Below are 24,795 nucleotides of genomic sequence, written 5' to 3' on the forward strand. Positions count from 1 at the left end.
CGTGCGGCAGCAGTGTGCCGGACGGCACGCTACCCGTGCAGCGGTCCTCCCCCGCAGGTGCGGCGCGTTATCGTCGCCTCCCCCGCCCGCGACGACGCCCGGAGGTGCGTGATGGCCGACGCCCCGCACGTTCTCGTCGTCGGCTCGGGATTCGGCGGCGCGGTCGCGGCGCTGCGGCTGTCGGAGAAGGGGTACCGCGTCACCGTCGTCGAGGCGGGGCGGCGGTTCACGCCCGGCACGCTGCCGCGCACGTCGTGGGACGTGCGGCGGTTCCTGTGGGCGCCGCGCCTGGGGTGCCGCGGGATCCAGCGGATCCACGTGCTGCCGGACGTCGTGCTGCTCGCCGGTGCGGGCGTGGGCGGTGGGTCGCTGGTGTACGCGAACACGCTGTACCGGCCCGACTCCGACGACTTCTACCGCGACCCGCAGTGGGCGTCGATCACGGACTGGCGTGCGGAGCTCGCACCGCACTACGACCAGGCGCAGCGCATGCTCGGCGTCGTCACGAACCCCACGTCGACCCCCGCGGACGAGGTCGTGCGGGCCGCCGCGCGCGACCTGGGCGTCGCGGACTCGTTTCGCCTCGCGCCCGTCGGCGTGGTGTTCGGCGAGCCCGGTGCGCCCGTGCCGGACCCGTTCTTCGGCGGCGTCGGCCCGGAGCGCCGCGGCTGCCTGCAGTGCGGCGAGTGCATGACGGGCTGCCGGCACGGCGCCAAGAACACCCTCGAGACCAACTACCTGTGGCTCGCCGAGCGCGCGGGCGCGCGCATCGTCCCCGACACCACGGTCGCGTCACTCGTGCCGCGCGCGGACGGACGGTGGGACGTGGTGACGGTCCCGACGGGCCGGAGCGGACCGCGCACGCACGTCACCGCTGACCAGGTCGTCGTCGCCGCCGGCGCGTGGGGCACGCAGGAGCTGCTGCACCGGCTCAAGGCCGACGGCACGCTGCCCCATCTGTCCGACCGGCTCGGGCACCTCACGCGCACCAACTCCGAGGCGCTCGGCGGTGCGGCGCGCCGTCCCCGCGCCCGCGGCCCGCGCCTGAACAGCGGGGTCGCGATCACGTCGTCCGTCTGGCTCGACGAGCGCACCCACATCGAACCCGTCCGCTACGGCCACGGGTCGAACCTCATGGCGCTGCTGGGCACGGTGCTGACGGACGGCGGCGGGCGCGTGCCGCGGTGGGTGCGCTGGCTGGGGCAGGTCGCGCGGCACCCGGGCCACGTGCTGGGGATGCTGACGGGCCTGCGGACGTGGTCCGACCGGGCCGTCATCGGGCTCGTCATGCAGACGGGAGGGGCGTCGCTGACCGTGCGGCCGCGTCGCACGTGGACGGGCCGGTGGCGCCTGACGTCGACGCGCGGCGACGACGCGCCCAACCCCACGTGGCTGCCGCAGGCCAACGCCGCGTACCGCGCGATGGCCCGGCACCTCGGCGACGGCATCCCGATGAGCACGCTCGGCGAGATCGCGGACGTGCCGATGACCGCGCACTTCCTGGGCGGGTGCACCATCGGCGCCGACGTCTCGACCGGTGTCGTCGACGCCTACCACCGCGTCTTCGGGTACCCCGGGCTGCACGTCATGGACGGCTCGACCGTCTCCGCGAACCTCGGTGTGAACCCGTCGCTGACGATCACGGCGCAGGCCGAGCGTGCGTGCGCGGCCTGGCCGAACGCGGGCGACGCGGACCCGCGGCCGGCACCCGGCGAGCCGTACCGCCGGGTCCCGCCGGTGCCGCCGAGCCACCCGGTCGTCCCGGCGCACGCGCGGGCGGCGCTGCCGCTGACGGTCGTGCGCCCGGAAGCGTGAAGCGTTCCTGCCGGATTCCGGCAACAACGCTTCACGCTCCGCACCGGAGCACCCGCGAGGCGGCGGGCACCGTACGATCGCGCACCATGAGAGCACCGAGGCTCGTCCGGGACGGGGCCGCGCTGGGCGTCGCCGCCGCCCTCGCCGTCGGCGGTTGCACCGCCGGCGAGACGTCCCCCACGCCCAGCCCCACGCCGACCCCCGCGTCGACAGCCGACGTGGCGCTGCGCGACGTCGCCCGGGACGGCCTGGCCGTCGGTGTGGCCGTCGCGGGCGGCGGGCACTACGCGGCGTCCGGCTACCCCGACCCGTTCGGTGCGGACGAGGCGTACCGCGACGTCATCGCCGAGCAGTTCTCGTCCGTGACCCACGAGAACCAGCTGAAGTGGGAGTTCGTCCGGCCCACGCGCGACGAGTTCCGGTTCGAGGGCGCCGACGCGGTGATCGAGTTCGCCGAGGAGAACGGCCAGGTGGTGCGCGGGCACACGCTGCTGTGGCACTCGCAGAACCCGCGCTGGCTGACGAGCGGCGAGTTCACCGACGACGAGATGCGGGCCCTGCTGCAGGAGCACATCGCCACCGTCGTCGGCCGGTACAAGGGCCGGATCGTGCACTGGGACGTCGCCAACGAGATCTTCGACGACTCCGGCGTGCTGCGCACCGAGGAGAACCCGTTCCTCGCGCGGTTCGGCACGGACATCGTCGCCGACGCCCTGCGCTGGGCCCACGAGGCCGACCCCGACGCGGTGCTGTACCTCAACGACTTCAACGTCGAGTCGATCGGCCGCAAGTCCGACGCGTACTACGCACTCGCCCAGGAGCTGCTGGCGCAGGGCGTCCCGCTGCACGGGTTCGGCGTGCAGGGGCACCTGTCGACGCAGTACCCGTTCCCGGACGACCTCGAGGACAACCTGCGACGGTTCACCGACCTGGGCCTGGAGGTCGCGATCACCGAGCTCGACGTGCGCGTGCCCGTCGACGCCGAGGGCAAGCCCGACGACGTCGACGTCGACAAGCAGGTCGACTACTACCGGCGGGCCGTCGGGGCGTGCGTCGCGGTCGAGCGCTGCACGTCGCTGACCCTGTGGGGCGTGACCGACGCCTACTCGTGGGTGCCCGGCTTCTTCACCGGCGAGGGCTCCGCCCTGGTCCTCGACGAGGACTTCCACGCCAAGCCCGCGTTCACGGCCGTCGCGGAGGCGCTGGCCGGCGAGTAAGTCCTCCTCGCGCGGCCCGTCGGCCGGTGCGCGTGGTCGGTGCGACCCGCGCGCACCGGGCGGGACGTCATGCTCTTGCCACCGCACTGAACGCGCGTTTAGGCTATGGAACATGCGTTCAACGTCGCCCGGGGTCGGAGACCTCACGACGCGCGCCCGGATTCGCGACGCGGCGGTGGCGCGCTACGCCCGCGAGGGCTTCGGTGCGCCCCTGCGTGCCGTCGCGGAGGACGCCGGCGTCAGCGCAGCGCTGATCGTCCACCACTTCGGCTCCAAGGACGGGCTGCGCCAGGTGTGCGACGCCTACGTGCTCGCCACGATCCGGGAGTCGAAGGAGCGGGCGATCGCCTCCGGGACGACGCAGGAGGTTCTGCTCCAGCTCGCGTCGCTGGACGAGTACGCGCCGCTGGTCGGGTACGCGCTGCGCAGCCTGCAGGCCGGGGGCGCCATGGCACGCGACTTCGTCGAGCACTTCGTCGCCGACGCCGAGGTCTACCTCGCCGAGGCGGTCGCGACTGGCCAGATGCGCCCGAGCCGGGACGAGAAGGCGCGCGCCCGGTACCTGACGGTGCAGGGGCTGGGCACCCTGCTGCTGGACATGACGCTGAACGTCCCCGACGACCCCACGGACGTCCTCGCGATGCTGCACGGCTACCGGGACCGGATGATGCTGCCGGCCGTCGAGCTCTTCACGCACGGCCTCATGACGGACAACACGATGCTCGACGCGTACCTGCTCTACGTGAGCGACCCGCCGACGGGGCCCGACGCGCCTCGCACGGCCTGACCCGGCGAGGCCCCAGCCGACCACCTCCTGCGCGGTACCCCACAGAGAGTGCGATGTGCCATGGCCCCTGTCATCGACGTGCATGCCCTGACCAAGTCCTTCGGCGCGGTGCGCGCCCTCGACGGGCTGGACCTCACCGTGGACGCCGGTGAGGTGCACGGCTTCCTCGGCCCGAACGGCGCCGGGAAGTCGACGACGATCCGCGTCCTGCTCGGTCTGCTGCGGGCGGACGCCGGCACCGTCCGCCTGTTCGGGGCCGACCCCTGGTCGCAGGCCGTCGAGCTGCACCGGCGCCTGGCGTACGTCCCCGGCGACGTCAGCCTGTGGCCGAAGCTCACCGGCGGGGAGGTCATCGACCTGCTCGCGAGCCTGCGCGGCCCGCTCGACCAGGCACGCAAGGCCGAGCTGCTCGAGCGGTTCGACCTCGACCCCACCAAGAGGACCCGCACCTACTCCAAGGGCAACCGGCAGAAGGTCGCGCTCGTCGCCGCTCTGGCCGGCGACGTCGACCTGCTGGTGCTCGACGAGCCCACGTCCGGGCTGGACCCGCTGATGGAGCGGGTGTTCCAGCAGTGCGTCACCGAGGCCACCGCACGCGGCACCACCGTGCTGCTCTCGAGCCACATCCTCGCCGAGGTCGAGAAGCTGTGCGACCGCGTCACGATCATCCGCGCCGGTCGCACGGTGCAGAGCGGCTCCCTCGACGAGCTGCGGCACCTCACGCGCAGCACCGTCCGGCTGACCACCCCGCACGGCGCGCAGGCGATCGCGGCGGTCGACGGCGTGCACGACGTCACGGGCGACGGCGGACGGCTGACGTTCACGGTCGACGACACCGCGCTGTCCCGCGTGCTGGGCACCCTGGCCGCCATGGAGGTGCGCAACCTCGTGGTCGCACCGCCCACGCTCGAGGAACTGTTCGTCCACCACTACGACGGCGGCGCGGTACGCACCGACGCGTCGAGCACGGCCGGCGGTGCGCGATGACGACGACGAGACGGCGCCGCGAGGCCACGCCGGACGCGGCCGCGAGCGCCGCCACGACCGTGACCGGCACGCTCCGGCTGCTGCGGTTCGGCCTGCGGCGCGACCGCGTCCGCCTCCCGGTGTGGGCCCTGAGCGTCGGCGGGCTCATCGCGTACTTCGGCGCCGCGATCCCGGCGGTCTACCCGGACGCCGCCGCGATGCAGACCCGCGCCGCGATCATGAAGGATCCGTCGGGCGCGTTCATGACCGGCCCGGGCTACGGCCTGGACGACTACACGTTCGGCGTGATGATCGCCAACGAGATGCTCGGCATGATCGCCGTCGCGGTCGCACTCATGTCGCTCTTCCTGGTCGTGCGCCACACGCGCGCCGAGGAGGAGACCGGGCGGGCCGACCTCCTGCGCGCCGGCGTCGTCGGACGCGACGCCCCGCTCGCCGCTGCGCTGCTGCTCCTCGTGGTCGCGAACCTCGCGGTGGCCGGAGTGCTGCTCGCCGCGCTGCTGGCGAACGGCCTGGCGGCGGCCGACTCGGCGGCGATCGCCGCGGGGGCGGCGACGGTGGGGCTGGTCTTCGGCGCGCTCGCCGCCGTCACCGCGCAGCTCAGCGCGCACGCCCGCACCGCGTCGGGCATGGCGGGCGGGATCCTCGGTCTGGCGTACGTGCTGCGCGGGGTCGGGGACGCCGCCCAGCCCGGCGGCAGCACGCTTTCCTGGCTGTCGCCGATCGGGTGGGCGCAGCAGACGCGCGCGTTCGTCGACCTGCGCTGGTGGCCGCTCCTGCTCGGCCTCGGCACAGCGGTGCTCCTGGTGGGGGGTGCCCTGCTCCTGGTCGGGCGCCGCGACGTGGGCGCCGGCCTGGTGCCCGCCCGGGGCGGTCGCGCCGACGCCCGCCGCGCGCTGCTCAGCCCCGCGGGCCTGGCGTGGCGCACCGAGCGGTCGGGGATCGCGTGGTGGGCGGTGGGGCTGTTCGTCTTCGCTGTCCTCACCGGGTCGATGGCCCAGGGCATCGTGGACAGCTTCGCGTCCCAGCCGCAGCTCGCCGAGGTGTTCGGCGGCGCAGCCCTGGACGACGTGCTCAGCTCGACCCTGTCGGCGTTCCTCGCGTTCTTCGCCATGGCGGTCGCCGTGTACGCGGTGGTGTCGGTGAACCGGCTGAACCGGGAGGAGGACGACGGCCGCGCCGGCGTGGTGCTCGCGACCGCGGTCAGCCGCCCGGCGTGGCTCGGCGGGACGCTCCTGGTGACGGCCGTGGGCTCGACGCTGCTGCTGCTGGTCTGCGGGTTCGGCCTGGGCGCGGGAGTCGCGAGCTCCGTGGGCGGTGGCGGGCACGTCGGCGCCTTCACCGCCGCGGCCCTGGTGTACCTGCCGGTCGTGCTGGGCTTCCAGGCCGTGGCCGCCCTCGCCCACGGCGCCCGGGCAGGCACGTGGTGGGTGTGGCTGCTGCTCGTGACCTCGATCCTGGTCGGGCTGTACGGGCCGCTGTTCAACCTGCCGGACGCGGTCCTGGACGCGGCGCCGTTCGCGCTGGTGCCCCACGCGCCGTACGAGGCGGTCACCGTCCTGCCGCTGGCTCTCCTCACGCTCACGGCGGGCGCGCTCACGGCGACGGCTGCCGTCGCCCTGCGCCGCCGCGACATGACCGCCTGACGCCCGGCGGCGTCACGTCACGGCTCGAAGCGGTAGCCGACGCCGGGTTCCGTGAGCAGGTGCCGCGGCGCCGCCGGGCTCTCCTCGAGCTTGCGGCGCAGTTGCGCGACGTAGACGCGCAGGTAGGTGACCTCCTGGACGTACTGCGGCCCCCAGACGTCCTGGAGCAGCTCGCGCCGGCTCACGACCCTCCCCGGGAACCGCAGCAACGCCTCCAGCAGGCTCCACTCAGTGGGCGTCAGGTGCACCGGTGCACCGTCGCGCGCGACGCGACGCGATGCCCGGTCGATCACCAGGTGCTCGGTGCGGAAGACGATGGCGCGGTCGGCGGGCGAGACCCGGCGGAGCGCCGCCCGCAGCCGGGCGAGGAGCTCGTCCATGCCGAAGGGCTTGGTGACGTAGTCGTCGGCGCCGGCGTCGAGGGCGCCGACCTTGTCGTGCTGGGCGTCGCGCGCCGAGAGCACGAGCACGGGGACGTCGGACCACGCTCGCAGGGCACGCACCACCTCCAGGCCGTCGAGGTCCGGCAGCCCGAGGTCGACGATCGCGATCTCGGGCTGGAAGGTGCGCGCCAGGACGAGGGCCTGGGCACCCAGGCCGGTGGCGTGCACGTCGAACCCGTGCACGCCGAGCGTCAGCTCGAGCGTGCGCACCAGGGCGTCGTCGTCCTCGACGAGCAGCAGCCGGGTCATCGCCCGGCCGCGGGCAGGCGCAGGGTCATCGTCAGCCCACCGCCGGGCGTCCGGGACGGCGTGATCTCGGCCCCCATCGCCTCGGTGAACCCCTGCGCGATCGCGAGGCCGAGGCCGACGTGCGAGCCGGAGTCACGGTCGTCCAGACGCTGGAACGCGGTGAAGACCTGCGCCCACCGCTCCGGTGCGATGCCCGGGCCGCGGTCGACGACCCGCAGCTCCACCCACGAGGCCGCGTCCTCCGGCGCGTCGTCGGGTGCGGGTACCGACGCGGCGTGCAGCTCGACGCGCTCGCCCGCGGGCGTGAACCGGACGGCGTTCTCCACGAGGTTCTCCACGACCCGCTCGAGCAGGCCCGGGTCGACCAGGACGAGCGGGAGGTCGTCGGCGACCAGCACCGCCACACTCGCACGGTGCTCGGTGAGCACGGCACGCGAGACGACCTCGTCGAGAGCGACCGGGGTCAGCCGGGCGGTCACGGCGTCCGAGCGCAGCCGTGTCATGTCCAGCAGGTTCGCGACCACCCGGGTCAGCCGGTCGGTCGAGTCCTCGATCGTGGCGAGCAGCTGGGCGCGCACCGGCTCGGGCCACGCGACGTCGGACTGCCGCAGGCTGCTGACCGCCGCCTTGGTACTGGCCAGGGGCGTGCGCAGGTCGTGGCCCACCGAGGCCCGCAGTGCCGCCCGGGCCCTGTCCTCCCCGGCCAGCTCGCGTGCACGTGCCTCGTGCTCGTCGAGGTCGCGCTGGTAGCGCAACCGGTCACGGGCGGCGATCTCCACGGTCGCGGCGACGACCAGCGCGACGCCCGCGAACACCACCAGCTCGACGAGCGCGTCACGCCCGTCCACCGTCAGGGTGTGGAAGGGCGGGGTGAAGAACCAGTTCGCCAGGGCGAACGAGACGGCCGCCGACACCAGCCCCGGCAGCAGACCGCCGACCGCCGACACCACGACCACGCCCAGCAGGTACACGAGCAGCACGCTGCCGAGGGCGAGCTGCTCGCTCGCGGTCAGCAGCAGCACCGTCACCAGCGGCAGGCCCGCGACCGCCAGGCAGAACCCCGTGACGCGGCGCGCACGTGTCACGTCGCCGCGCACGATGCTCCGGGCGACGGCCCGGGGGACGCTCCAGCTCGGCACGCCGACCAGGCTCGCACACTCCTCGGACCTGCCGGCACCCGGCGCGACCGCCGAGCACCGCGGCAAGCACCGGTCGGCACGTGCGGGCGCCTACCATCGGGCGCATGACGCACCAGCCGGAGGGTCCCGCCCGGATCGTCGAGCACGACGCGGCCGGGCACCGCTACGTCCTGCGGGTCGGCCAGGACGAGGCCGGCACGCTCACGTACGCGCTGCGCGACGGCGCGGTCGTGCTGGAGCACACCGTGGTCGACCCCTCCCGCCGCGAGAAGGGCCTGGGCTCGCAGCTCGTGCGGTTCGCGCTCGACGACGTCCGCGCCTCCGGGCGGCGCGTGGTGCCGCAGTGCCCGTTCGTGCGGGCGTACCTCGACCGGCACCCGGTGGACGCCGACCTCGCCATGTGACGCACGGCGCGATCGAGGAGTACGCGATCGGGCGCGCGCGGACGGCGTCGCTCCTCTACGGTCGGACGCGTGACCACATCGTCGGGGCCTTCCTCGGGCGACCCCTCCTCCTTCGACGGCGGTCTGCGGACCTCACTACCGCCGGCCCGGTTCGTCACCGTGCGCCGGTGGGTGCTCGACACGGTCGCGGAGCTCGCGGCGTTCCGCTGGCAGCTCCGCGAGGAGATCAACGCGCGCTCCGGGCTGCCCGCGGTCGAGGCCCTGGGCACGGTGGCGCACGACCTGGTGCTCGTCGCCTCCGAGCTCGCGACCAACGGCATCAGGCACGGCCGCCCGCCGACCATCGTCGAGCTGCGGCAGGACGGCGACGAGTTCCTCCTGACGGTCGCCGACCACGACCTGGGCACGGAGCCCCGGCTCGCGGGCGAGCGACCGCCCGGCGAGGGCGGGTTCGGCCTGCAGATCGCACGGCGTCTGGCACGCGACGTCGGCTGGTACCGCACGGACAGCGTCAAGGTCATCTGGGCGGCGCTCGGCCCGTGACCCGCGCGCGCCGCGACCGAGACGTCAGCCGCGGCGCCGGTGCAGACGACGGGCCGCGCGTGCCAGCTGCCGGACGTACAGCCGCTGGAGCACCGGCACCAGCGGGCCGGCCGCCCGCGCCACCGCCCACACCGGGCGGCTGTACGCCTCGACGTCGAGCCACAGGTCACCGCCGCGCAGCACGACGCGGAACGCCTCCTCCCCCGCGAACGGGTGGCCGGGGAGCGTCCCGTACCCGAAGCCCTCGTGGTCGGCCCACACGACGCACGTGGGTGCGTGCACGGCGAGCGCGCCCGGACCCAGGAGGCTGACGACCTGCGTCCCGGGCTCGGCCGGTCCGGGCGCCCGGACCCGTACCCCGGCAGCCTCGTGCAGACGCCACGTGCGCAGGTCGTGCGCGAGCGCGGCCCGCTGCGGCTCGTCGGCACCGCGAGCGACGCGGTGGTGCGCGCGCAGGACCGCGTAGCCCACCGGCAGGCCGGTCCACGTCCCGGTGCGCCCGCGGGTCGCGCCGACCGGCGCGTACGTCAGGTCGCCCGTCATGCCTCCACCGTCCCGGGTGCTCCCGCGCCGCGGCCGTCCGGCGCCTGCGCAGGGCGCCGGTCGCGCCCGGCGCGCAGCCGCAGCGCGACCAGGGAGCCGAGGACCACGGCCAGCGCGTTGGCCGCCCCGTGCGTGGCGACCATCCACGACAGGTCCGGGTGCGGCACACCGGTCACCTCGCCGAGCGCCCACCACAGTGCCAGCAGCATCGCGACGACGCTCCCGACGGCGGCGACGGCGGCCCACGCGGCGGCCGTCGCGGGCCTGCCCCGTGCGGCGTCGGCGCGGGCCCCGCGCCAGGCGGCCGCGGTGGCGCACCACATCCCGGCGGTGAGGACGACGGTGCCGACGAGCTCGGCCACGTCCGACACGAGGTAGCCGACGAGCACCGCCACGACGCCCAGGGTCACCCCGGCGGCTCCGAGGTCCGCGAGCCGTCCGCCCGGGTCGGCACGGGCGGCGAGGCCCGCCGCGAGGCATGCGCCGAACCCGGCGAAGAGCATGTGGGGCACGGTGAGCAGCAGGATGTCGCCGCCGAACCCGAGGACGGCCGCACCGGCGCGGTCGGCGACGAGGGCGACGGCACCGACCGCCGGGAGGGCGAGCGCGGCGATCGCGGCGACCTCCGGGGGCCGGCGGGCGCGGGTGACGGTCGCGGCAGCGAGCGCGAGGAGCACCGCGGCCGCACCGGCGAACGGCAGGGTGAGCGCGACCGCCGCCGGGCCTCGCGGCAGGAGCAGCGCGAGCACGGCCGCCGCCCCGGCGAGGGGCCAGGCGGGCGAGCGCGGGTGCGGGACGCGGACGGTGCCGGTTGCGGCGAGCAGGCGCAGGCCGAGGGGCTGGACGACGACGGCGCCGAGCGCGATGGCGGCCTGGACGCCGAGCAGCGCGGCGGGCGTCAGGGTGTCATGCACGGCGAGCGACCGTCCGGGGAGGAGCCATAGATATATGGAACACGTTCATATGAACATGTTCAATACGGGCCACGAGGCCCGTGGACCCACCCCCGGAGGGCAGCCCGGCGAGGGGTCCTGCCATGACGGCGACGCACGCGCTGACGACCGGGAGCACCCCGGAACCCCGCACCACCGACGGTCGACCGGCACCACCGTCGCGCTCGACGTGCGCGATCGTGGGCGGCGGACCCGCCGGGCTCGTCCTCGGCCTGCTGCTGGCGCGCGCCGGCATCGAGGTCACGGTCTTCGAGAAGCACGCCGACTTCCTGCGGGACTTCCGCGGCGACACCGTCCACCCCTCCACGCTGCAGACGCTCGACGACCTCGGGCTGCTCGACCGCTTCCTCACGCTGCCCCACACCCGCGTCGACCACATCGCCCTGCCCGACTCGGCGGGCCGCCGCGTGCCCGTCGTCGACTTCTCCCGCCTGCCCGTCGCCCACCCCTACGTCGCGATGGTCCCGCAGTGGGACCTGCTCGACCTCGTGGCGGGCGCCGCGTCCGCCGAGCCCACGTTCACGCTGGTGCGCGAGCACGAGGTCACGGGCGTGGTGCGCGACGGCGACCGCGTCACCGGCGTCACCTGGACCTCGCCGCGCGGCACCGGCACGCTCGCCGCCGACCTCGTGGTCGCGTGCGACGGGCGGTGGTCGGTGGTGCGACGCGCCGTCGGCCTGCCGTGCCGGGGCTTCCCGGTGCCGTTCGACGTGTGGTGGTTCCGCCTGCCGACCGACGGGGCCGTGGGCGGGTCCCTCGTGCCGCGGGTCGCCGCCGGACGAGCGTTGGTGACCATCCCGCGCGAGGGGTACCTGCAGTGCGCCTACCTCGCGCCGAAGGGGCGGGACTCCGCGCTCCGCGCCGCCGGGATCGAGGCGTTCCGCGCCGACCTCAGGACCCTCGCGCCCGAGCTCGGGGGCGAGGTCGCGCGCCTGGTGTCCATGGACGACGTCAAGCACCTCGACGTGCGGCTCGAGCGCCTGCGCCGCTGGTCCGCACCCGGCGTGCTGTGCCTCGGCGACGCCGCCCACGCCATGTCGCCCGTGGGCGGTGTCGGACCGGTTCCTCGCCCTCGTCGCGTGCGTGCCCGCACTGACGTCGTTGCCCGCCCGCGTCATCGGGCTCGGACCACGCACCGAGCGGGTCCCGCGGTGGGCGCGCCGCGCACCGGCCGAGCCCGGGCGAGTTGCGTCCGGATGCCCGCAAACCGGGGCGTCCGGAACGCGCAACTGTAGCGATTAGGTTGCTTGACGGGCATATAGGGGGACCGAAGAGTGGACCACCGCCGACCGGCTCGCTGGCGATCTGGTGTCCGGCCCATCAAGGAGGAACGATGACCCCCCCATCCATGCTCCGAGCACAGCGCCGGGCAGCGCGAGGCGCGTCGCTCGTCGCCGTGCTCGCCCTCTCGGTCACCTGTGCCGCCGCCATCCCGGCGCAGGCCGCCGGCTCGACGCTGCAGGAGGCAGCAGCCATCAGCGGCCGCTACTTCGGCACCGCGATCGCCGCGGGCCGTCTGAACGACTCCACCTACTCGTCCATCGCGAACCGTGAGTTCAACATGATCACGGCCGAGAACGAGATGAAGATGGACGCCACGGAGCCGAACCAGAACCAGTTCAACTTCTCCCAGGGCGACCGCATCTACAACTGGGCCGTGCAGAACGGCAAGCGGGTTCGTGGGCACGCTCTCGCGTGGCACTCCCAGCAGCCGGGCTGGATGCAGAACATGGGCGGCACGCAGCTGCGCAACGCCATGCTGAACCACGTCACGAAGGTCGCGGAGTACTACAAGGGCAAGATCTACGCCTGGGACGTCGTGAACGAGGCGTTCGCCGACGGCAACGGCGGCGGTCGTCGCAACTCGAACCTCGAGCAGACCGGTTCGGACTGGATCGAGGCCGCCTTCCGCGCGGCTCGCTCGGCCGACCCGAGCGCGAAGCTCTGCTACAACGACTACAACATCGACAACTGGAACTGGGACAAGACGCAGGCCGTGTACCGCATGGTCCGCGACTTCAAGTCCCGTGGTGTCCCGATCGACTGCGTCGGCCTCCAGTCCCACTTCAACTCCGGTAGCGCGTACAACAGCAACTACCGCACCACGATCTCCAGCTTCGCCGCCCTGGGCGTCGAGGTGCAGATCACGGAGCTGGACATCGAGGGCTCGGGCTCGCAGCAGGCACAGACGTACGCGAACGTCGTCAACGACTGCCTCGCCGTGCCGCGCTGCACCGGCATCACCGTGTGGGGCGTGCGCGACACCGACTCCTGGCGCGCCTCGGGCACGCCGCTGCTGTTCGACGGCTCGGGCAACAAGAAGCAGGCGTACACCTCCACGCTCAACGCGCTGAACGCCGCGACGCCGGTCCAGACGACGCCGCCGACGCAGACGACGCCGCCCACCCAGACGACGCCGCCGACGCAGACGACGCCGCCGACCCAGACGACGCCGCCCACCCAGACGACGCCGCCCACCCAGACCACCCCGCCGACCCAGACGACGCCGCCGTCCCAGCCCGGCGCGACGCTGCAGGCCGCGGCGGCCCGCACGGGCCGGTACTTCGGTGTGGCCCTGGCGGCGGGCAAGCTCAACGACTCGACCTACACGACCATCGCGAACCGTGAGTTCAACATGGTGACGGCCGAGAACGAGATGAAGATGGACGCCACGGAGCCGAACCAGAACCAGTTCAACTTCTCCCAGGGCGACCGGATCCTGAACTGGGCGACGCAGAACGGCAAGCAGGTGCGTGGGCACGCGCTGGCGTGGCACTCCCAGCAGCCGGGCTGGATGCAGAACATGTCCGGCACGCAGCTGCGCAACGCGATGCTCAACCACGTCACGCGGGTCGCGACGTACTACAAGGGCAAGATCCACAGCTGGGACGTGGTGAACGAGGCGTTCGCCGACGGCAACGGCGGTGCGCGTCGTGACTCGAACCTGCAGCGCACCGGTGACGACTGGATCGAGGCCGCGTTCCGCGCCGCGCGCGCCGCGGACCCGGGCGCCAAGCTCTGCTACAACGACTACAACACCGACAACTGGACGTGGGACAAGACCCAGGCCGTCTACCGCATGGTCCGTGACTTCAAGTCGCGCGGCGTGCCGATCGACTGCGTGGGTTTCCAGTCGCACTTCAACGCCCAGTCGGCGTACAACAGCAACTACCGCACGACGCTGTCGAGCTTCGCCGCCCTGGGTGTCGAGGTGCAGATCACCGAGCTGGACATCGAGGGCTCGGGTCAGCAGCAGGCGCAGACGTACGCGAACGTCGTGAACGACTGCCTCGCCGTGCCGGCCTGCAAGGGCATCACGGTCTGGGGCGTGCGTGACTCCGACTCGTGGCGCTCGTACGGCACCCCGCTGCTGTTCGACAACTCGGGCAACAAGAAGGAGGCCTACACGGCCACCCTCAACGCCCTGAACGCGGGCCAGACCCCGACCGAGACGACGCCGCCGACCGAGACGACGCCGCCCACGCAGACCACCCCGCCGACGGAGACCACCCCGCCCCCGGGCAACGGGGCCTGCTCCGCGGCGCTGACGGTCGCCAACTCGTGGCCCGGTGGCTACCAGGGCACCGTCACGGTCACGGCCGGCTCGTCCGCGATCAACGGCTGGCGCGTCACGCTCGGCAGCGTGTCGACCAACAACGTGTGGAACGGCACCCTGTCCGGCGGTGTCGTCTCGAACGCCCCGTACAACGGGTCGCTCGGGGCGGGCCAGTCGACGACCTTCGGGTTCGTCGGCTCGGGCAGCGCACCGGCGAGCACCTCGCTGGCCTGCGCCTGACCCGCAGCACCTGACCGGCTCGTGAGCCGGTGACGCCGGCGGCGCCGCATCCCTCGGGATCGGCGCCGTCGGCGTTCGCACGTCGGCACGCCGTGCTCCGTCGCGCGTCCACGCGGGTGTCGCACGGGCGTCGGCCGTGCGGGCACCGTGCGTCCTTAGGATCGACACGTGCCCCCGCGCTCCCCCCTCCCGGCCCGTCACGGGCTGCCCGCCGCCCGGGTGTGCACGCCACCGCCGCAGCGCGGTGTCCCCGACCCGTTCCCGACGATGGGTGCGTGGCTGCGGCACCGCCTGCCGGTGCACGTCGACGTGGGTGCGATGCTCGCGGAGGGCCGGTTCGTCGACGCCGACGGCCGCGTGCTGCGCGACGACGACCCGTACGTGGCCCACCGGCACGTGTGGTTCCACCGCAACGTGCGCGCCGAGCCCGAGGTGCCCGGGCGCATCCACGTGCTGCACCGCGACGAGCGTCTCGTCGTCGTCGACAAGCCGCCGTTCCTCTCGACCATCCCCCGGGGCAGGCACATCGTGCAGAGCGTCGTCGTGCGGCTGCGCGCCGAGCTCGACCTGCCGGAGCTCTCACCCCTGCACCGGCTCGACCGCGCGACGTCCGGCGTGCTGCTGCTCGCCACCGAGCAGCGCTGGCGCGCGCCGTACCAGACGGCGTTCGAGCGCCGCGCCGTCGACAAGACGTACCGCGCGCTCGCGCCGCTGCGCGACGACCTCGAGCTGCCGGCCGACGTCCGCAACCACATCCGCAAGGTCCGCGGCACCGCGCACGCCGAGGTCGTGCCCGGTGCGCCGGTCAACGCCGAGACGCACGTCGAGCTGGAGCGCGAGGTCGACGGGCTCGGCGTCTACCGGCTGACCCCGCGCACGGGCCGCACCCACCAGCTCCGGCTGCACCTGTGCGGCCTGGGGATCCCGATCGTCGGGGACCGGCTGTACCCCGTCGAGCGCGACCTCGACCTCGACGACTTCACCGACCCGCTGCAGCTCCTCGCGGTGCGGATCGCGTTCACCGACCCGGTCGACGGTCGCGGCCGCGAGTTCCACAGCAGCCGCACCCTCCCCCTCACGTGAGCCGGCGCCGACCGGATCGTGCGGCGGGTCAGGCGGTGCGGCGGCGGGCGACGACGAGCAGTGCGGCACCGGCGAGGACCGGGGCACCGGGCTGGACCGGGGTGCCGGGCTGGACCGGGGTACCGGGCTGGACCGGGGTACCGGGCTGGACCGGCGTGCCCGGCTGGACCGGGGTGCCCGGCTGGACGGGCGTCGTGGGGACGTTGGCCGCGTCGACGGCCCGCGCCACGAACTGGCCGGTGACGATGAACGCCCGCAGCTCCTCCGGCGTGCCCGCCAGGGCGGCCTGCGCCGCGGCATCGAGCGCCGGACCCGTGGTGTCCCGCCCGCCCTCGACCATCCGGTACGCCGCGAGCCGGTCGTCGGCGAGCTGCGCCTCCGCGTACCCGAAGTCGAGGAAGTCGGTGAAGTCCTGCGGGTCGCCGCTGTCGACGACCCGCTGGACGAGGGCGTCGACGTGCGGCTCGGTGGCGCCGTTGATGAAGCGCACGACGCGCAGCTCCTCGTCGACGTTCCACGCCGACACGTACCCCCCGTCGACGTAGGCGCGCAGCTCCTCGATGGTGCCGGCCAGGGCCCTGGTCGCCGACGAGCGCATCACCGGGCCGGAGGGCGCGGCGAGCAGCGCCTCGACCCACGCGCGGTACTCCTCGTCGGTCGTCCCGCTGAAGCCCGCCTTGACGAGCTCGCGGTGCGCCTGGATCTCCGGGCTCAGACCGTAGGCGGCTGCCGGTGACACCCCCAGGCCCAGGCCCCCCACTGCCACCACCACGGCCACGCCCAGAGCGCGCACCATCCTCCGCATCGGTCTCTCCTCGTCGTCGGTACCCCCTACCCGGTGACGCGCCTTTGCACCGATCCGGACAACCGCGCGAACGCTAACGCCCTTTCGTACCGCTGTGGTGCGCTTCGGGGTGGGCGCTCGCACGATCTGCACATCTCCCCGTGAACGTGGGCATGTCGGTCTTCTCTGAGTGGGGTTCACCCCGACGTCCGAGACGCGGGCACGACGCCGAGGAGGTCCCGGCCCTGGCCGAACCGACTCGCTGACGTCCACGGGACGTGGTCACACCTACGCGCCGACCGCCGAGAAGTGGTCGCCGGTCCGACCACTTCTCGCGGCGCTCGTCACACGAGACCTGCGAGGCGGTAGAGGACGAGCGAGCCCGCGACCGCAACGTTGAGGCTCGCACCCGTGCCGACCATGGGGATCTCGACGACGACGTCGAGCAGGTCGAGCGCCTCCGGCGGGACGCCGGTCTGCTCGTGCCCCAGGACCATCACCGTGCGGCCGCGGGCGACGGGGAGGTCACCGAGCCGTACGGACTCCTCGGCGAGCTCCACGCCGACCACCGCCGACCCGCGCTCGCGCTGCCGCTCGAGCCACCGCACGGGGCTGCCGGTCCAGTGGACGCATGCCGGCCGGCGCAGCGTGTTGCCGCGCGCGAGGGCCTCGGGCACCCACGGCAGCCGGGGTACCGCCAGGCACGCGCCGGCGGCGTCGCACGTGCGCAGCAGCGTGCCGAGGTTGGCGCCGTGCAGCGGCCACAGCGGGGCGGCGACCAGGTGGTCCCAGCAGCCGTGGGAACGGGAGCGACGCTCGCGTCGCAGGTCCTCGCGGGTCCGGACCCGCACCTGCGGGCGGCTCACGGGCGGACGAGGGTGACCCCTCCGGGACGAGTGCTCATGTGGGACGTGCTTCGCGGCGCACGCGGGCCATCGTCGGGAGCCTGCAGTGTGACGCCGCGACGCGTCCGGGGGCAACCCCGCACGCCGAGTGCCGCAGAGGGCGGAAGTTTCCATCTGCCGCGCGCGGCACCGCCGCTCCTACGCTCGGGCGACGTCAGACCACATCCCCATGAAACGGACATGACCATGGCTTCGACCGCCCCCGTGAACGCCCCCGTCGAGGAGGACGACGACGAGCCGTCGTGGACCGACTTCGCCGTCGCGATCCCCACGCTCGCCTTCGCGATCATCCCCTTCACGTCGCTGTGGGACAGCTTCGCCGACCCGGAGGGCGTCGCCCGCAAGTACCGCGGCGTCGCGCGCCTGCTCGAGACGGTCGGCCCGGTGACCGTCTCCGCCGTCTTCGCGGTCATCACCGTGGCGCTCGTCGCCATCGCGGTCCACAAGCGCCGCACGTACGCGAAGCAGCACTGAGCGGTCGCACGCGACGAGAGACACGCGCCGAGCCGTCCGGCCGCTCGGTGACACGGCGGGAGGGCCGGGGCACTGCCCCGGCCCTCCCGCCGTGTCGACGTCCGTGGGGCAGGACGCGTCAACTCGACGTGCACTTCCCGGCGGCCGCCCGCTTGCCGGTGACGAACAGCGCGGAGACCTGGCGTCGTCCACCAGGAAGGCACGTCCTCGAGCCGTGCGAGCGGTCGAGGTGAGGCCTAATCGATTCCGTGAGCGCGACGCGCTCCGGCGCGCCGACCAGCCGACCTACCGTGACCAGGGCGTTCCGTCGTCGGCCGGCACCACCGCCGGGGCAGCCGCGGCACGAGCGTCGTCACCACGTCGTCTCCCCCGAACGAGGTCCCCCATGCCACCCAGCACCCGCCGGCGCGCCGCCGGCCTGGCAGCCTCGGCCGCGGTCGCGGTCGCCGCCGCCCTCACCGTCACGGGCGCCACCGCGCCCGCGGCCGTCGCCGCCGCCGACCCGAGCACCCCGGTCAAGGTCAACCAGGTCGCCTACGTCCCCGGTGTCGCCAAGGTCGCGACGCTCGTCAGCTCCGCGACGTCCCCCGTACCGTGGACGCTGCGCGACGCGTCCGGCCGCACGGTCGCCTCGGGCAGCACCACCGTCAAGGGCGCGGACTCCCTGTCCGGCGACCGCACCCACCTCGTCGACTTCTCGTCGTACGACACCCCGGGCACCGGGTACGTGCTGGTCGCGGGCGGCTCCGAGAGCCTGCCGTTCGACATCTCCGCCGACCCGCTGAAGCAGCTCCGGTACGACGCGCTCGCGTTCTTCTACCACCAGCGCTCGGGCATCGCGATCGAGTCGCAGTACGTCGGAGCCGCGTACGCGCGCGCCGCCGGGCACCTGGGTGTCGCCCCCAACCAGGGCGACACGAGCGTGCCGTGCCGGCAGTCCTGCGGGTACAGCCTCGACGTGCGCGGCGGCTGGTACGACGCGGGCGACCACGGCAAGTACGTCGTCAACGGCGGCATCGCGACGTGGCAGCTGCAGAACGCGTACGAGCGGACGCTGCACGTCGACGGCGCGGACCGCGCGGCGCTCGGTGACGGGAAGCTGCGCATCCCCGAGCGCGCCAACGGGGTGCCGGACGTGCTCGACGAGGCGCGCTGGGAGGTCGAGTTCCTGCTGCGCATGCAGGTGCCGGCCGGGCGCACCGACGCCGGGATGGTCCACCACAAGATGCACGACGAGAACTGGACGGGGATGCCCACGATCCCGTCGCAGGACTCGTCGCGCCGCATCCTCGCGCCCGTCAGCACGGCCGCGACGCTCAACATGGCGGCCGTCGCCGCACAGGCAGCGCGCCTGTGGGAGCCGTACGACGCGACGTTCGCCGCGAAGGCGCTGAGCGCCGCGAGGACCGCGTACGCCGCGGCGAAGGCCAACCCGAACCGCATCGCGTCGGCAAGCGACGGCACCGGCGGCGGGGCGTACGGCGACACCTCCGTGACCGACGAGTTCTACTGGGCGGCCGCCGAGCTGTACGCGACGACGGGCGAGTCGGCCTACCGCGCCGATGTCACGGGCTCGTCATTCTACAAGGGCACGAGCTTCGCGCAGCGCGGGTACGACTGGGGCTGGACCGGCGGGCTCGGTGACACGACGCTCGCACTCGTCCCGACCGACCTGCCCGCGTCGGACGTCGCGGCGACGCGCTCGGCGATCGTGTCCTTCGCGGACGCGGCGCTCTCCCGCCTGGCGGGCCAGGCGTACCCGGCACCGAACAACGCCGGCAGCGTCTACTACTGGGGCTCCAACGGCCAGGTGACCAACAACGCCAACGCGCTGGCCCTCGCGTACGACTTCACGGGCCAGGCGAAGTACCGGACCGCCGTGTTCGGCGCGCTCGACTACCTGCAGGGCCGCAACCCGCTGAACCAGTCGTACGTCGCCGGCTACGGCGAGAAGCCCGTGCGCAACGTGCACCACCGGTTCTGGGCGAACCAGCTCGACGCGTCCCTGCCGACCGCGCCCCCCGGGTCGCTGTCCGGCGGCCCGAACAGCGAGCTGCAGGACCCGTACGCGGCGGCGCAGCTCGCCGGGTGCGCGGCGCAGAAGTGCTTCGTCGACCACATCGACGCGTACTCGGTCAACGAGGTCGCGATCAACTGGAACTCGGCGTTCGCGTGGCTGACGGCGTGGGCGGCGGAGCAGGCGGGCGGCGCGACGCCGACGCCGACCCCGACGCCCACCCCGACCCCCACGCCGACGCCGTCGGCGACGCCGAGCCCCACCCCGTCGCCGACCCCGTCGGTGACGCCGACCCCCACCCCGTCGCCGACCCCGTCCGCGACGCCGAGCCCCACCCCGTCGCCGACCCCCTCCGCGACGCCGAGCCCGACGCCCCAGCCGGCTGCGGCCTGCCGGGTGACGTACTCGGCGAACTCATGGGGCTCGGGCTTCACGGCGGCGGTCGAGGTGACCAACACCGGCTCCACCGCGTGGTCGTCGTGGCGCCTCGGCTTCACGTTCGCGGGTGACCAGAAGGTCACCCAGGGCTGGAGCGCGACGTGGGACCAGTCGGGCTCGACGGTGACCGCGACCAACGCCGCGTGGAACGGCCAGCTCGCGCCCGGCGCGACGACGAGCATCGGGTTCAACGGCTCGTACAGCGGCACGAACGCGGCACCGACCGCGTTCACGGTCAACGGGGCCGCCTGCTCCTGACGGTTGCGCACCGGGTGCCCGCCCGGTCCTGACGGCGGCCGCCGGTCCTCGTGACCGGCGGCCGTCGCCGTCCGACCTGCGGTCCGGTCCCGCCGGGCGCGGCTCAGCCGGCGCGGTCGTCCCCCCGCAGGTTGCGGACCATCGTCTGCAGCGCCCGGAACGTGTCCTGCTGCGCGGCGGGCGTCAGGCCGGCCAGCATCGCGACCTCGACGGACCGGACGGCGACGGTCGCCTCGCCCAGCCGGCGGCGCCCCTCCGGTGTGAGCGTGGTGGGCAGCACCTTGCCGACGGGCGCCTCGGTGGGCCGGGTGACGTACCCCTCGTCCTCGAGGGCCTGGAGCAGGGTGCTCATGGACTGCCGGGTGACGAAGGCGCCCCGGGCCAGCTCCGCGCCCGACATGCCGGGGCGCTGCGCGAGCAGCTCGAGGCAGGCGTAGCGCGTGACGTTCATGCCGAGCGGGCGCAGGACGTCCTCCATGGCGGTGCGCAACGCGCTGGAGACCTCCTTGAGCGCGTAGCCCATCGACGTCCCGAGGTCGACGCCTCCACCTTGACCCATGTCAGCATCCTGACATACGGTCCGCGTGTCAGGAATCTGACACGCGACGACCCGAGGAGCACCCATGCCCGTCACCGGCCCCGACTTCGTCTCCCTGCAGGTGCGCGACCTCGCCGCGTCGCAGGCCTTCTACGAGCGCTACCTCGGCCTCGTCCGCGCACCGAGCGGCCCCCCGCACGCCGTCGTCTTCGACACCCGCCCCGTCGCGTTCGCCGTCCGCGACGTCGTCCCCGGCACGGACCTCGACGCGCCGCCGCACCCCGGCGTCGGCACGGCGGTGTGGCTGCACGCCACCGACGTGCAGCAGATCCACGACGCCCTGGCGGCCGACGGCCGCACGATCGTCACGCCGCCCGTCGACGGCCCCTTCGGCCGCACGTTCACGTTCGCCGACCCGGACGGCTACCGGATCACCCTGCACGACCGCGCCTGACGGGCGCGCCGGCCCGCTGCCGCGGACATCACGCCCGCGGCAGCGGCACCCCGGCGGTCAAGCCATGTAGCGGTCGAACCACGCGAGCACGCGCTCCGGGTGCCGCTGGAAGTACGTGTACCCGTCCCAGCGGCGCGTGGTCCCCTCGATCCAGTACAGCTCCTTGTCCGGCACCGGGATGTTGTCGTACACGGACTGCACGTCGTCGGGGCGGGTGTAGACGTCGTCGCGGACCTGGTAGAGGAACGTCGGGACCGTCACGTGCCGCGCCCACGGCACCGGGGAGAAGTCCGCCAGCCGGAAGCTCGTGACCAGCCGGATCCGCTCCTCGAGGTCCGCGAGACGCCCGGCCGGGACGCCGAGCCGCTCCAGGGCACGCTCGAGCGCGACCCCGCACGACAGCGGCTGCGGCGCGACCATGCAGCGCACCCCCGCGAACACGTCGGGCCGGCGGGCCATGGCGAGCATCGTCGCGTTCGCGCCCACGCAGCGACTGAAGAGCCCCACGGTCATCTCGGCGGTGTCCGGGCGGCTGCGGACGTAGTCGAGCGACCCGACGACGTCGCGCGACTCGAACTGCCCGACGGTGAACACTCCGCCGTTCGCCGCGCCGCTCTGACCGAAGTTGCGCAGGTCGTACGCGAGCACGTTGTACCCGGCGTCGTGCAGGATCCGGTAGTCGGGGACGAAGTCGACCTCGATGTCGTTGCCGGTCGCGGCGCCGAGGGAGCGCCACGGCTCGAGGTGCGACGGGAGCCCCGCGCGGTTGAACCAGCGCGGGTGGTTGGCGACGACGAGCCGGTCGGAGCCCTCCGCGGGGATGAACCACCCCTCGAGCGGGGTGCCGTCCTGCGACGGGAACGAGACGTCCTCGTACTCCAGGCCGGCCTCGTCGGGGTGGTGGAAGAGCGGCGCACGGGGCCAGGTGCGGAAGCTCTCGGCGATCGTGTCGAGCGTCGCGTCGACCATCTCGGGCGTCGGCGTGGTGGTGGTCGTCATGGTCACTCTCCTCCGGTGGCGGGGTCGTGGTGGTCCGCGAGCGTCGTGAGCCACTGGCGCAGGAGCGCCGCCTCGGCGGGCTGCAGCGGCTCGGCGCCGTCCGCGAGGGTCGCCAGGAGACGACGGGCGGCGTCCGGGCGGGGCGGGCCGCCGGCGGGCAGGCCCGTGAGGGTGGCGACGAGACCGTCGCGCATCGTCCGCGCGACCGCCCCGTCCGCCGGCCCCCCGGTGCGCAGCAGCTGCAGGACGCAGCCGACGGCCGTGGCCTGCGTGACCTCGACCGCCCGCCGGGGCGGCACGCGCAGCAGGCCGTGGTCCGCGAGCCGCTGCATGTCCTCGAGCAGCGCCGCCTCGGCGACCTGGGCCGCGCGTGCCCGTCGCGGCCGGGCCGGGCCGTACATCGCGAGGTACAGCACGGGGTTCTCCAGGCCGAACCGCACGTGCATGTCCCACCCCGCGGCCAGGTCCGCGACGAGGTCCGCCGACCGGCGCACCGCCTGCTTGCGCTGCAGGTAGGCGGCGAACGCGTCGTCGAGCACGGCGTCGACGAGGCCGTCCTTGTCGCCGAAGTGGTGGTACAGCGTCGGGGCCCCCACCCCGGCCGCCTCGCACAGCTCGCGCGTCGTGGGCGTCACGTCGGGACGCTCGGCCAGGAGGCGCGCAGCCGCGTCGAGGAGACGTCGGCGTGGGGGTGCGGTGGTGGGCATGACATCGACGTTACAGCCGCTACTCTCATTTGTATATCGCTGATAAACGATATCCCGCGGGCTGCCCCCCGCACGCCGGACGCCGGACGCAGCGAGCCGACCGTCGTCAGCGGCCCGTCGTCAGCCTCCCGACAGCTCCCCCTGGATCCTGCGGATCACGTCCCCGAGCACACCCGTCGCCAGCAGACCGGACCCGAGCGGCCCCGAGGCGTCCTCGCCCAGCAGCGGCAGCGCACGCAGCGCGGCGCTCACCGGCGCGCTCATCCGCGCGACCTGCCACCGGACCTCGTCGTCGAGCGCGTCCGGACGGTCCGCGGCGGCGAGCGCGGCGGCCTTCGCCGCGTAGGCGGCGGCACCCAGGGCGTGCGCCCCCATGTGCGCGACGCCCGACGCCTGCGCCGCGGCGCGCGCGGCGGCGACGGCCGCGGGCGAGCGGACGGCGTCCGCGGCACGGCCCGCGACGAAGCGCCGGCGGATCTCGTCGGCGGCCCGTAGCTCGCCGCGGCCGAACGCCCGGGCGCGGGCGATCGCGTCGCGCGGCCGGTCGTCGTCCGGGGCCTCGGCCTCGAACAGCGGCAGGACGCGCTCGGCGCAGTCCGCGGCCCACGTCGCGACCGTGCGGCGGTCGGGTTCGCTCAGCGCCTGGGGAGAGACCATGCCCGACCCTCCCGCACGCCGACTGCCCTCACCAAGTCGCCACGAACCGCCCGGACGTGCAGCACTGCGGCCCCGCTAGGTTCGGCTCCCGTGGAGACCACCGGGACCGCCAGGACCGTCCGCGCGCTGACGTGGGACGGCTACCGCAACGCCCGCGACCTGGGCGGCCTGCCCACCCCGCTGTCGCCCACGGGCACCACGCTGTCCGGACGCCTCGCGCGCGGACCGCGCCGGGAGTGGCTGACCGCGGCCGGGCGGCTGGCCGCGGCGAGGTGGGGCGTGCGCACCGTCGTCGACCTGCGCAACGCCGACGAGCACGGACCGCGACCCGGTGACCCCGACGCCGCCGCCGAGCCGTGGGACGGCGTGACGGTCGTCCACGCGCCGACCGAGGACCCGGCGCACGTCGAGTTCATGACGACGTGCGGGCCGATCCTCGACTCACCCGAGTACTGGCGCCACAACGTGCGGATCCTGCCGCAGCACGTCCGCGGTGCCCTGGTCGCCGTCGGCACGGCGACACCGGGCGTGCTCGTGCACTGCCACGCGGGCCGTGACCGCACCGGCCTCGTCGTCGCCCTGACGCTCGCGCACGCCGGCGTCCCGCCCGAGCACGTCGCCGCCGACTGGGCGCAGTCGGTGCGGGACATGGCGGGCGGTGCGCCCCGCCCCGAGGACCGGCAGTCCACCTGGGGGCCGGCAGAGGTCGAGGCGTTCCTCGGGCAGACGCTCCCCGTCGTCGAGGACGTCGTCGGGGACGTCGAGCGCGTGCTCGACACCGTCGGGCTCGAGGACGACCACCGGCAGCGGCTGCGGGACCTGCTCGTCGCGGACGCGCCCTGAGTGCCGGACCCGGACCGGCAGGTCACCGCGAGCTCCGCCGCAGGCCCCTCTGGGCCCGCGGACCCGCTCGCGCGCTGACGTCCGGGCGGCACCCTGGCCGGTGTCGGTGGCCGTCC

At 74.2% G+C, this 24,795-nt stretch carries 24 protein-coding genes; 14 read left to right on the plus strand and 10 right to left on the minus strand.

The features are described from left to right. Window positions 1–111: 111 nt before the first annotated feature. The 5 genes from CFLA_RS17845 (at window position 112) to CFLA_RS17865 (ending at window position 6,452) form a co-directional block, all read left to right on the plus strand. Window positions 112–1,815: an FAD-dependent oxidoreductase gene (locus CFLA_RS17845; RefSeq protein ID WP_013118746.1), complete on the plus strand. Its 1,704-nt coding sequence runs from the start codon at window positions 112–114 to the stop codon at window positions 1,813–1,815. A gap of 86 nt (window positions 1,816–1,901) precedes the next feature. Further along, window positions 1,902–3,032: an endo-1,4-beta-xylanase gene (locus CFLA_RS17850; protein WP_013118747.1), complete on the plus strand. Its 1,131-nt coding sequence runs from the start codon at window positions 1,902–1,904 to the stop codon at window positions 3,030–3,032. Between the two features lie 112 nt (window positions 3,033–3,144). Further along, window positions 3,145–3,819 carry a TetR/AcrR family transcriptional regulator gene (locus CFLA_RS17855; RefSeq protein ID WP_013118748.1) on the plus strand — a complete coding sequence of 225 codons (675 nt, stop codon included), beginning with the start codon at window positions 3,145–3,147 and terminating at the stop codon, window positions 3,817–3,819. Between the two features lie 60 nt (window positions 3,820–3,879). Further along, window positions 3,880–4,806, plus strand: a complete 927-nt coding sequence (locus CFLA_RS17860) for an ABC transporter ATP-binding protein (RefSeq protein WP_013118749.1) — start codon at window positions 3,880–3,882, stop codon at window positions 4,804–4,806. After that, window positions 4,803–6,452, plus strand: coding sequence for an ABC transporter permease (locus CFLA_RS17865; RefSeq protein WP_013118750.1), 1,650 nt, complete (start codon window positions 4,803–4,805; stop codon window positions 6,450–6,452). The genes CFLA_RS17860 and CFLA_RS17865 overlap by 4 nt, the downstream gene beginning before the upstream one ends. Window positions 6,453–6,469: 17 nt before the next feature. Here CFLA_RS17865 and CFLA_RS17870 read toward each other — a convergent pair whose 3' ends face one another. Continuing rightward, on the minus strand, window positions 6,470–7,144 hold the full coding sequence (locus tag CFLA_RS17870; RefSeq protein ID WP_013118751.1) for a winged helix-turn-helix domain-containing protein: 675 nt from the start codon (window positions 7,142–7,144) through the stop codon (window positions 6,470–6,472). Further along, window positions 7,141–8,283 carry a sensor histidine kinase gene (locus CFLA_RS17875; protein WP_245530269.1) on the minus strand — a complete coding sequence of 381 codons (1,143 nt, stop codon included), beginning with the start codon at window positions 8,281–8,283 and terminating at the stop codon, window positions 7,141–7,143. Before CFLA_RS17875 ends, CFLA_RS17870 begins: the two co-directional genes overlap by 4 nt. Window positions 8,284–8,387: 104 nt before the next feature. Between CFLA_RS17875 and CFLA_RS17880 the strand changes: the two genes are divergently transcribed. Next, window positions 8,388–8,687 (plus strand): GNAT family N-acetyltransferase, encoded by a 300-nt coding sequence (locus CFLA_RS17880; RefSeq protein ID WP_013118753.1) that lies wholly within the window; start codon window positions 8,388–8,390, stop codon window positions 8,685–8,687. A gap of 69 nt (window positions 8,688–8,756) precedes the next feature. Beyond that, the gene (locus CFLA_RS17885) at window positions 8,757–9,230 is read left to right on the plus strand and encodes an ATP-binding protein (RefSeq protein ID WP_052302758.1); all 474 of its coding nucleotides are present in this window, start codon (window positions 8,757–8,759) and stop codon (window positions 9,228–9,230) included. A gap of 24 nt (window positions 9,231–9,254) precedes the next feature. Here the strand turns inward: CFLA_RS17885 and CFLA_RS17890 are convergent, their stop codons facing one another. Both CFLA_RS17890 and CFLA_RS17895 read right to left on the minus strand, forming a co-directional pair. Further along, complete coding sequence (locus tag CFLA_RS17890; protein WP_013118755.1) at window positions 9,255–9,773, minus strand: DUF1990 domain-containing protein; 519 nt, start codon at window positions 9,771–9,773, stop codon at window positions 9,255–9,257. Beyond that, window positions 9,770–10,687, minus strand: coding sequence for a YndJ family protein (locus tag CFLA_RS17895; RefSeq protein ID WP_013118756.1), 918 nt, complete (start codon window positions 10,685–10,687; stop codon window positions 9,770–9,772). Before CFLA_RS17895 ends, CFLA_RS17890 begins: the two co-directional genes overlap by 4 nt. Before the next feature lie 122 nt (window positions 10,688–10,809). On the opposite strand from CFLA_RS17895, the gene CFLA_RS17900 reads away from it, so the two are divergent. The 3 genes from CFLA_RS17900 (at window position 10,810) to CFLA_RS17910 (ending at window position 15,605) form a co-directional block, all read left to right on the plus strand. Next, window positions 10,810–11,961, plus strand: coding sequence for an FAD-dependent oxidoreductase (locus CFLA_RS17900; protein WP_013118757.1), 1,152 nt, complete (start codon window positions 10,810–10,812; stop codon window positions 11,959–11,961). A 98-nt stretch (window positions 11,962–12,059) separates the two neighbouring features. Continuing rightward, a complete protein-coding gene (locus tag CFLA_RS19275; RefSeq protein ID WP_013118758.1) occupies window positions 12,060–14,522 on the plus strand; it encodes a glycoside hydrolase family 10 protein in 2,463 nt (820 codons plus the stop codon). A gap of 168 nt (window positions 14,523–14,690) precedes the next feature. Continuing rightward, window positions 14,691–15,605 carry a pseudouridine synthase gene (locus CFLA_RS17910; protein WP_013118759.1) on the plus strand — a complete coding sequence of 305 codons (915 nt, stop codon included), beginning with the start codon at window positions 14,691–14,693 and terminating at the stop codon, window positions 15,603–15,605. A 28-nt stretch (window positions 15,606–15,633) separates the two neighbouring features. Here the strand turns inward: CFLA_RS17910 and CFLA_RS21140 are convergent, their stop codons facing one another. Both CFLA_RS21140 and CFLA_RS17920 read right to left on the minus strand, forming a co-directional pair. Next, on the minus strand, window positions 15,634–16,410 hold the full coding sequence (locus CFLA_RS21140) for an ALF repeat-containing protein (RefSeq protein WP_013118760.1): 777 nt from the start codon (window positions 16,408–16,410) through the stop codon (window positions 15,634–15,636). A 323-nt stretch (window positions 16,411–16,733) separates the two neighbouring features. Beyond that, a complete protein-coding gene (locus CFLA_RS17920; RefSeq protein WP_043599302.1) occupies window positions 16,734–17,255 on the minus strand; it encodes a TrmH family RNA methyltransferase in 522 nt (173 codons plus the stop codon). A 225-nt stretch (window positions 17,256–17,480) separates the two neighbouring features. Between CFLA_RS17920 and CFLA_RS17925 the strand changes: the two genes are divergently transcribed. Continuing rightward, the gene (locus tag CFLA_RS17925) at window positions 17,481–17,768 is read left to right on the plus strand and encodes a hypothetical protein (protein WP_013118762.1); all 288 of its coding nucleotides are present in this window, start codon (window positions 17,481–17,483) and stop codon (window positions 17,766–17,768) included. A 385-nt stretch (window positions 17,769–18,153) separates the two neighbouring features. Beyond that, complete coding sequence (locus tag CFLA_RS17930; protein WP_013118763.1) at window positions 18,154–20,481, plus strand: glycoside hydrolase family 9 protein; 2,328 nt, start codon at window positions 18,154–18,156, stop codon at window positions 20,479–20,481. 103 nt (window positions 20,482–20,584) lie between these two features. Here CFLA_RS17930 and CFLA_RS17935 read toward each other — a convergent pair whose 3' ends face one another. Beyond that, window positions 20,585–21,040 carry a MarR family winged helix-turn-helix transcriptional regulator gene (locus tag CFLA_RS17935; RefSeq protein ID WP_013118764.1) on the minus strand — a complete coding sequence of 152 codons (456 nt, stop codon included), beginning with the start codon at window positions 21,038–21,040 and terminating at the stop codon, window positions 20,585–20,587. 64 nt (window positions 21,041–21,104) lie between these two features. On the opposite strand from CFLA_RS17935, the gene CFLA_RS17940 reads away from it, so the two are divergent. Next, window positions 21,105–21,473: a VOC family protein gene (locus tag CFLA_RS17940; protein WP_013118765.1), complete on the plus strand. Its 369-nt coding sequence runs from the start codon at window positions 21,105–21,107 to the stop codon at window positions 21,471–21,473. A gap of 57 nt (window positions 21,474–21,530) precedes the next feature. Here CFLA_RS17940 and CFLA_RS17945 read toward each other — a convergent pair whose 3' ends face one another. From CFLA_RS17945 to CFLA_RS17955, 3 genes are all read right to left on the minus strand, one after another. Further along, window positions 21,531–22,472, minus strand: coding sequence for an alpha/beta hydrolase family protein (locus CFLA_RS17945; protein ID WP_013118766.1), 942 nt, complete (start codon window positions 22,470–22,472; stop codon window positions 21,531–21,533). Between the two features lie 2 nt (window positions 22,473–22,474). Further along, a complete protein-coding gene (locus CFLA_RS17950) occupies window positions 22,475–23,179 on the minus strand; it encodes a TetR/AcrR family transcriptional regulator (protein WP_013118767.1) in 705 nt (234 codons plus the stop codon). A 120-nt stretch (window positions 23,180–23,299) separates the two neighbouring features. Further along, window positions 23,300–23,836 carry a putative immunity protein gene (locus CFLA_RS17955; RefSeq protein ID WP_013118768.1) on the minus strand — a complete coding sequence of 179 codons (537 nt, stop codon included), beginning with the start codon at window positions 23,834–23,836 and terminating at the stop codon, window positions 23,300–23,302. Between the two features lie 90 nt (window positions 23,837–23,926). Here CFLA_RS17955 and CFLA_RS17960 point away from each other — a divergent pair, with 90 nt between their 5' ends. Further along, on the plus strand, window positions 23,927–24,679 hold the full coding sequence (locus tag CFLA_RS17960) for a tyrosine-protein phosphatase (RefSeq protein WP_013118769.1): 753 nt from the start codon (window positions 23,927–23,929) through the stop codon (window positions 24,677–24,679). Window positions 24,680–24,795: the final 116 nt, after the last annotated feature.

The organism is Cellulomonas flavigena DSM 20109, from assembly GCF_000092865.1.
Lineage (GTDB): Bacteria > Actinomycetota > Actinomycetes > Actinomycetales > Cellulomonadaceae > Cellulomonas > Cellulomonas flavigena.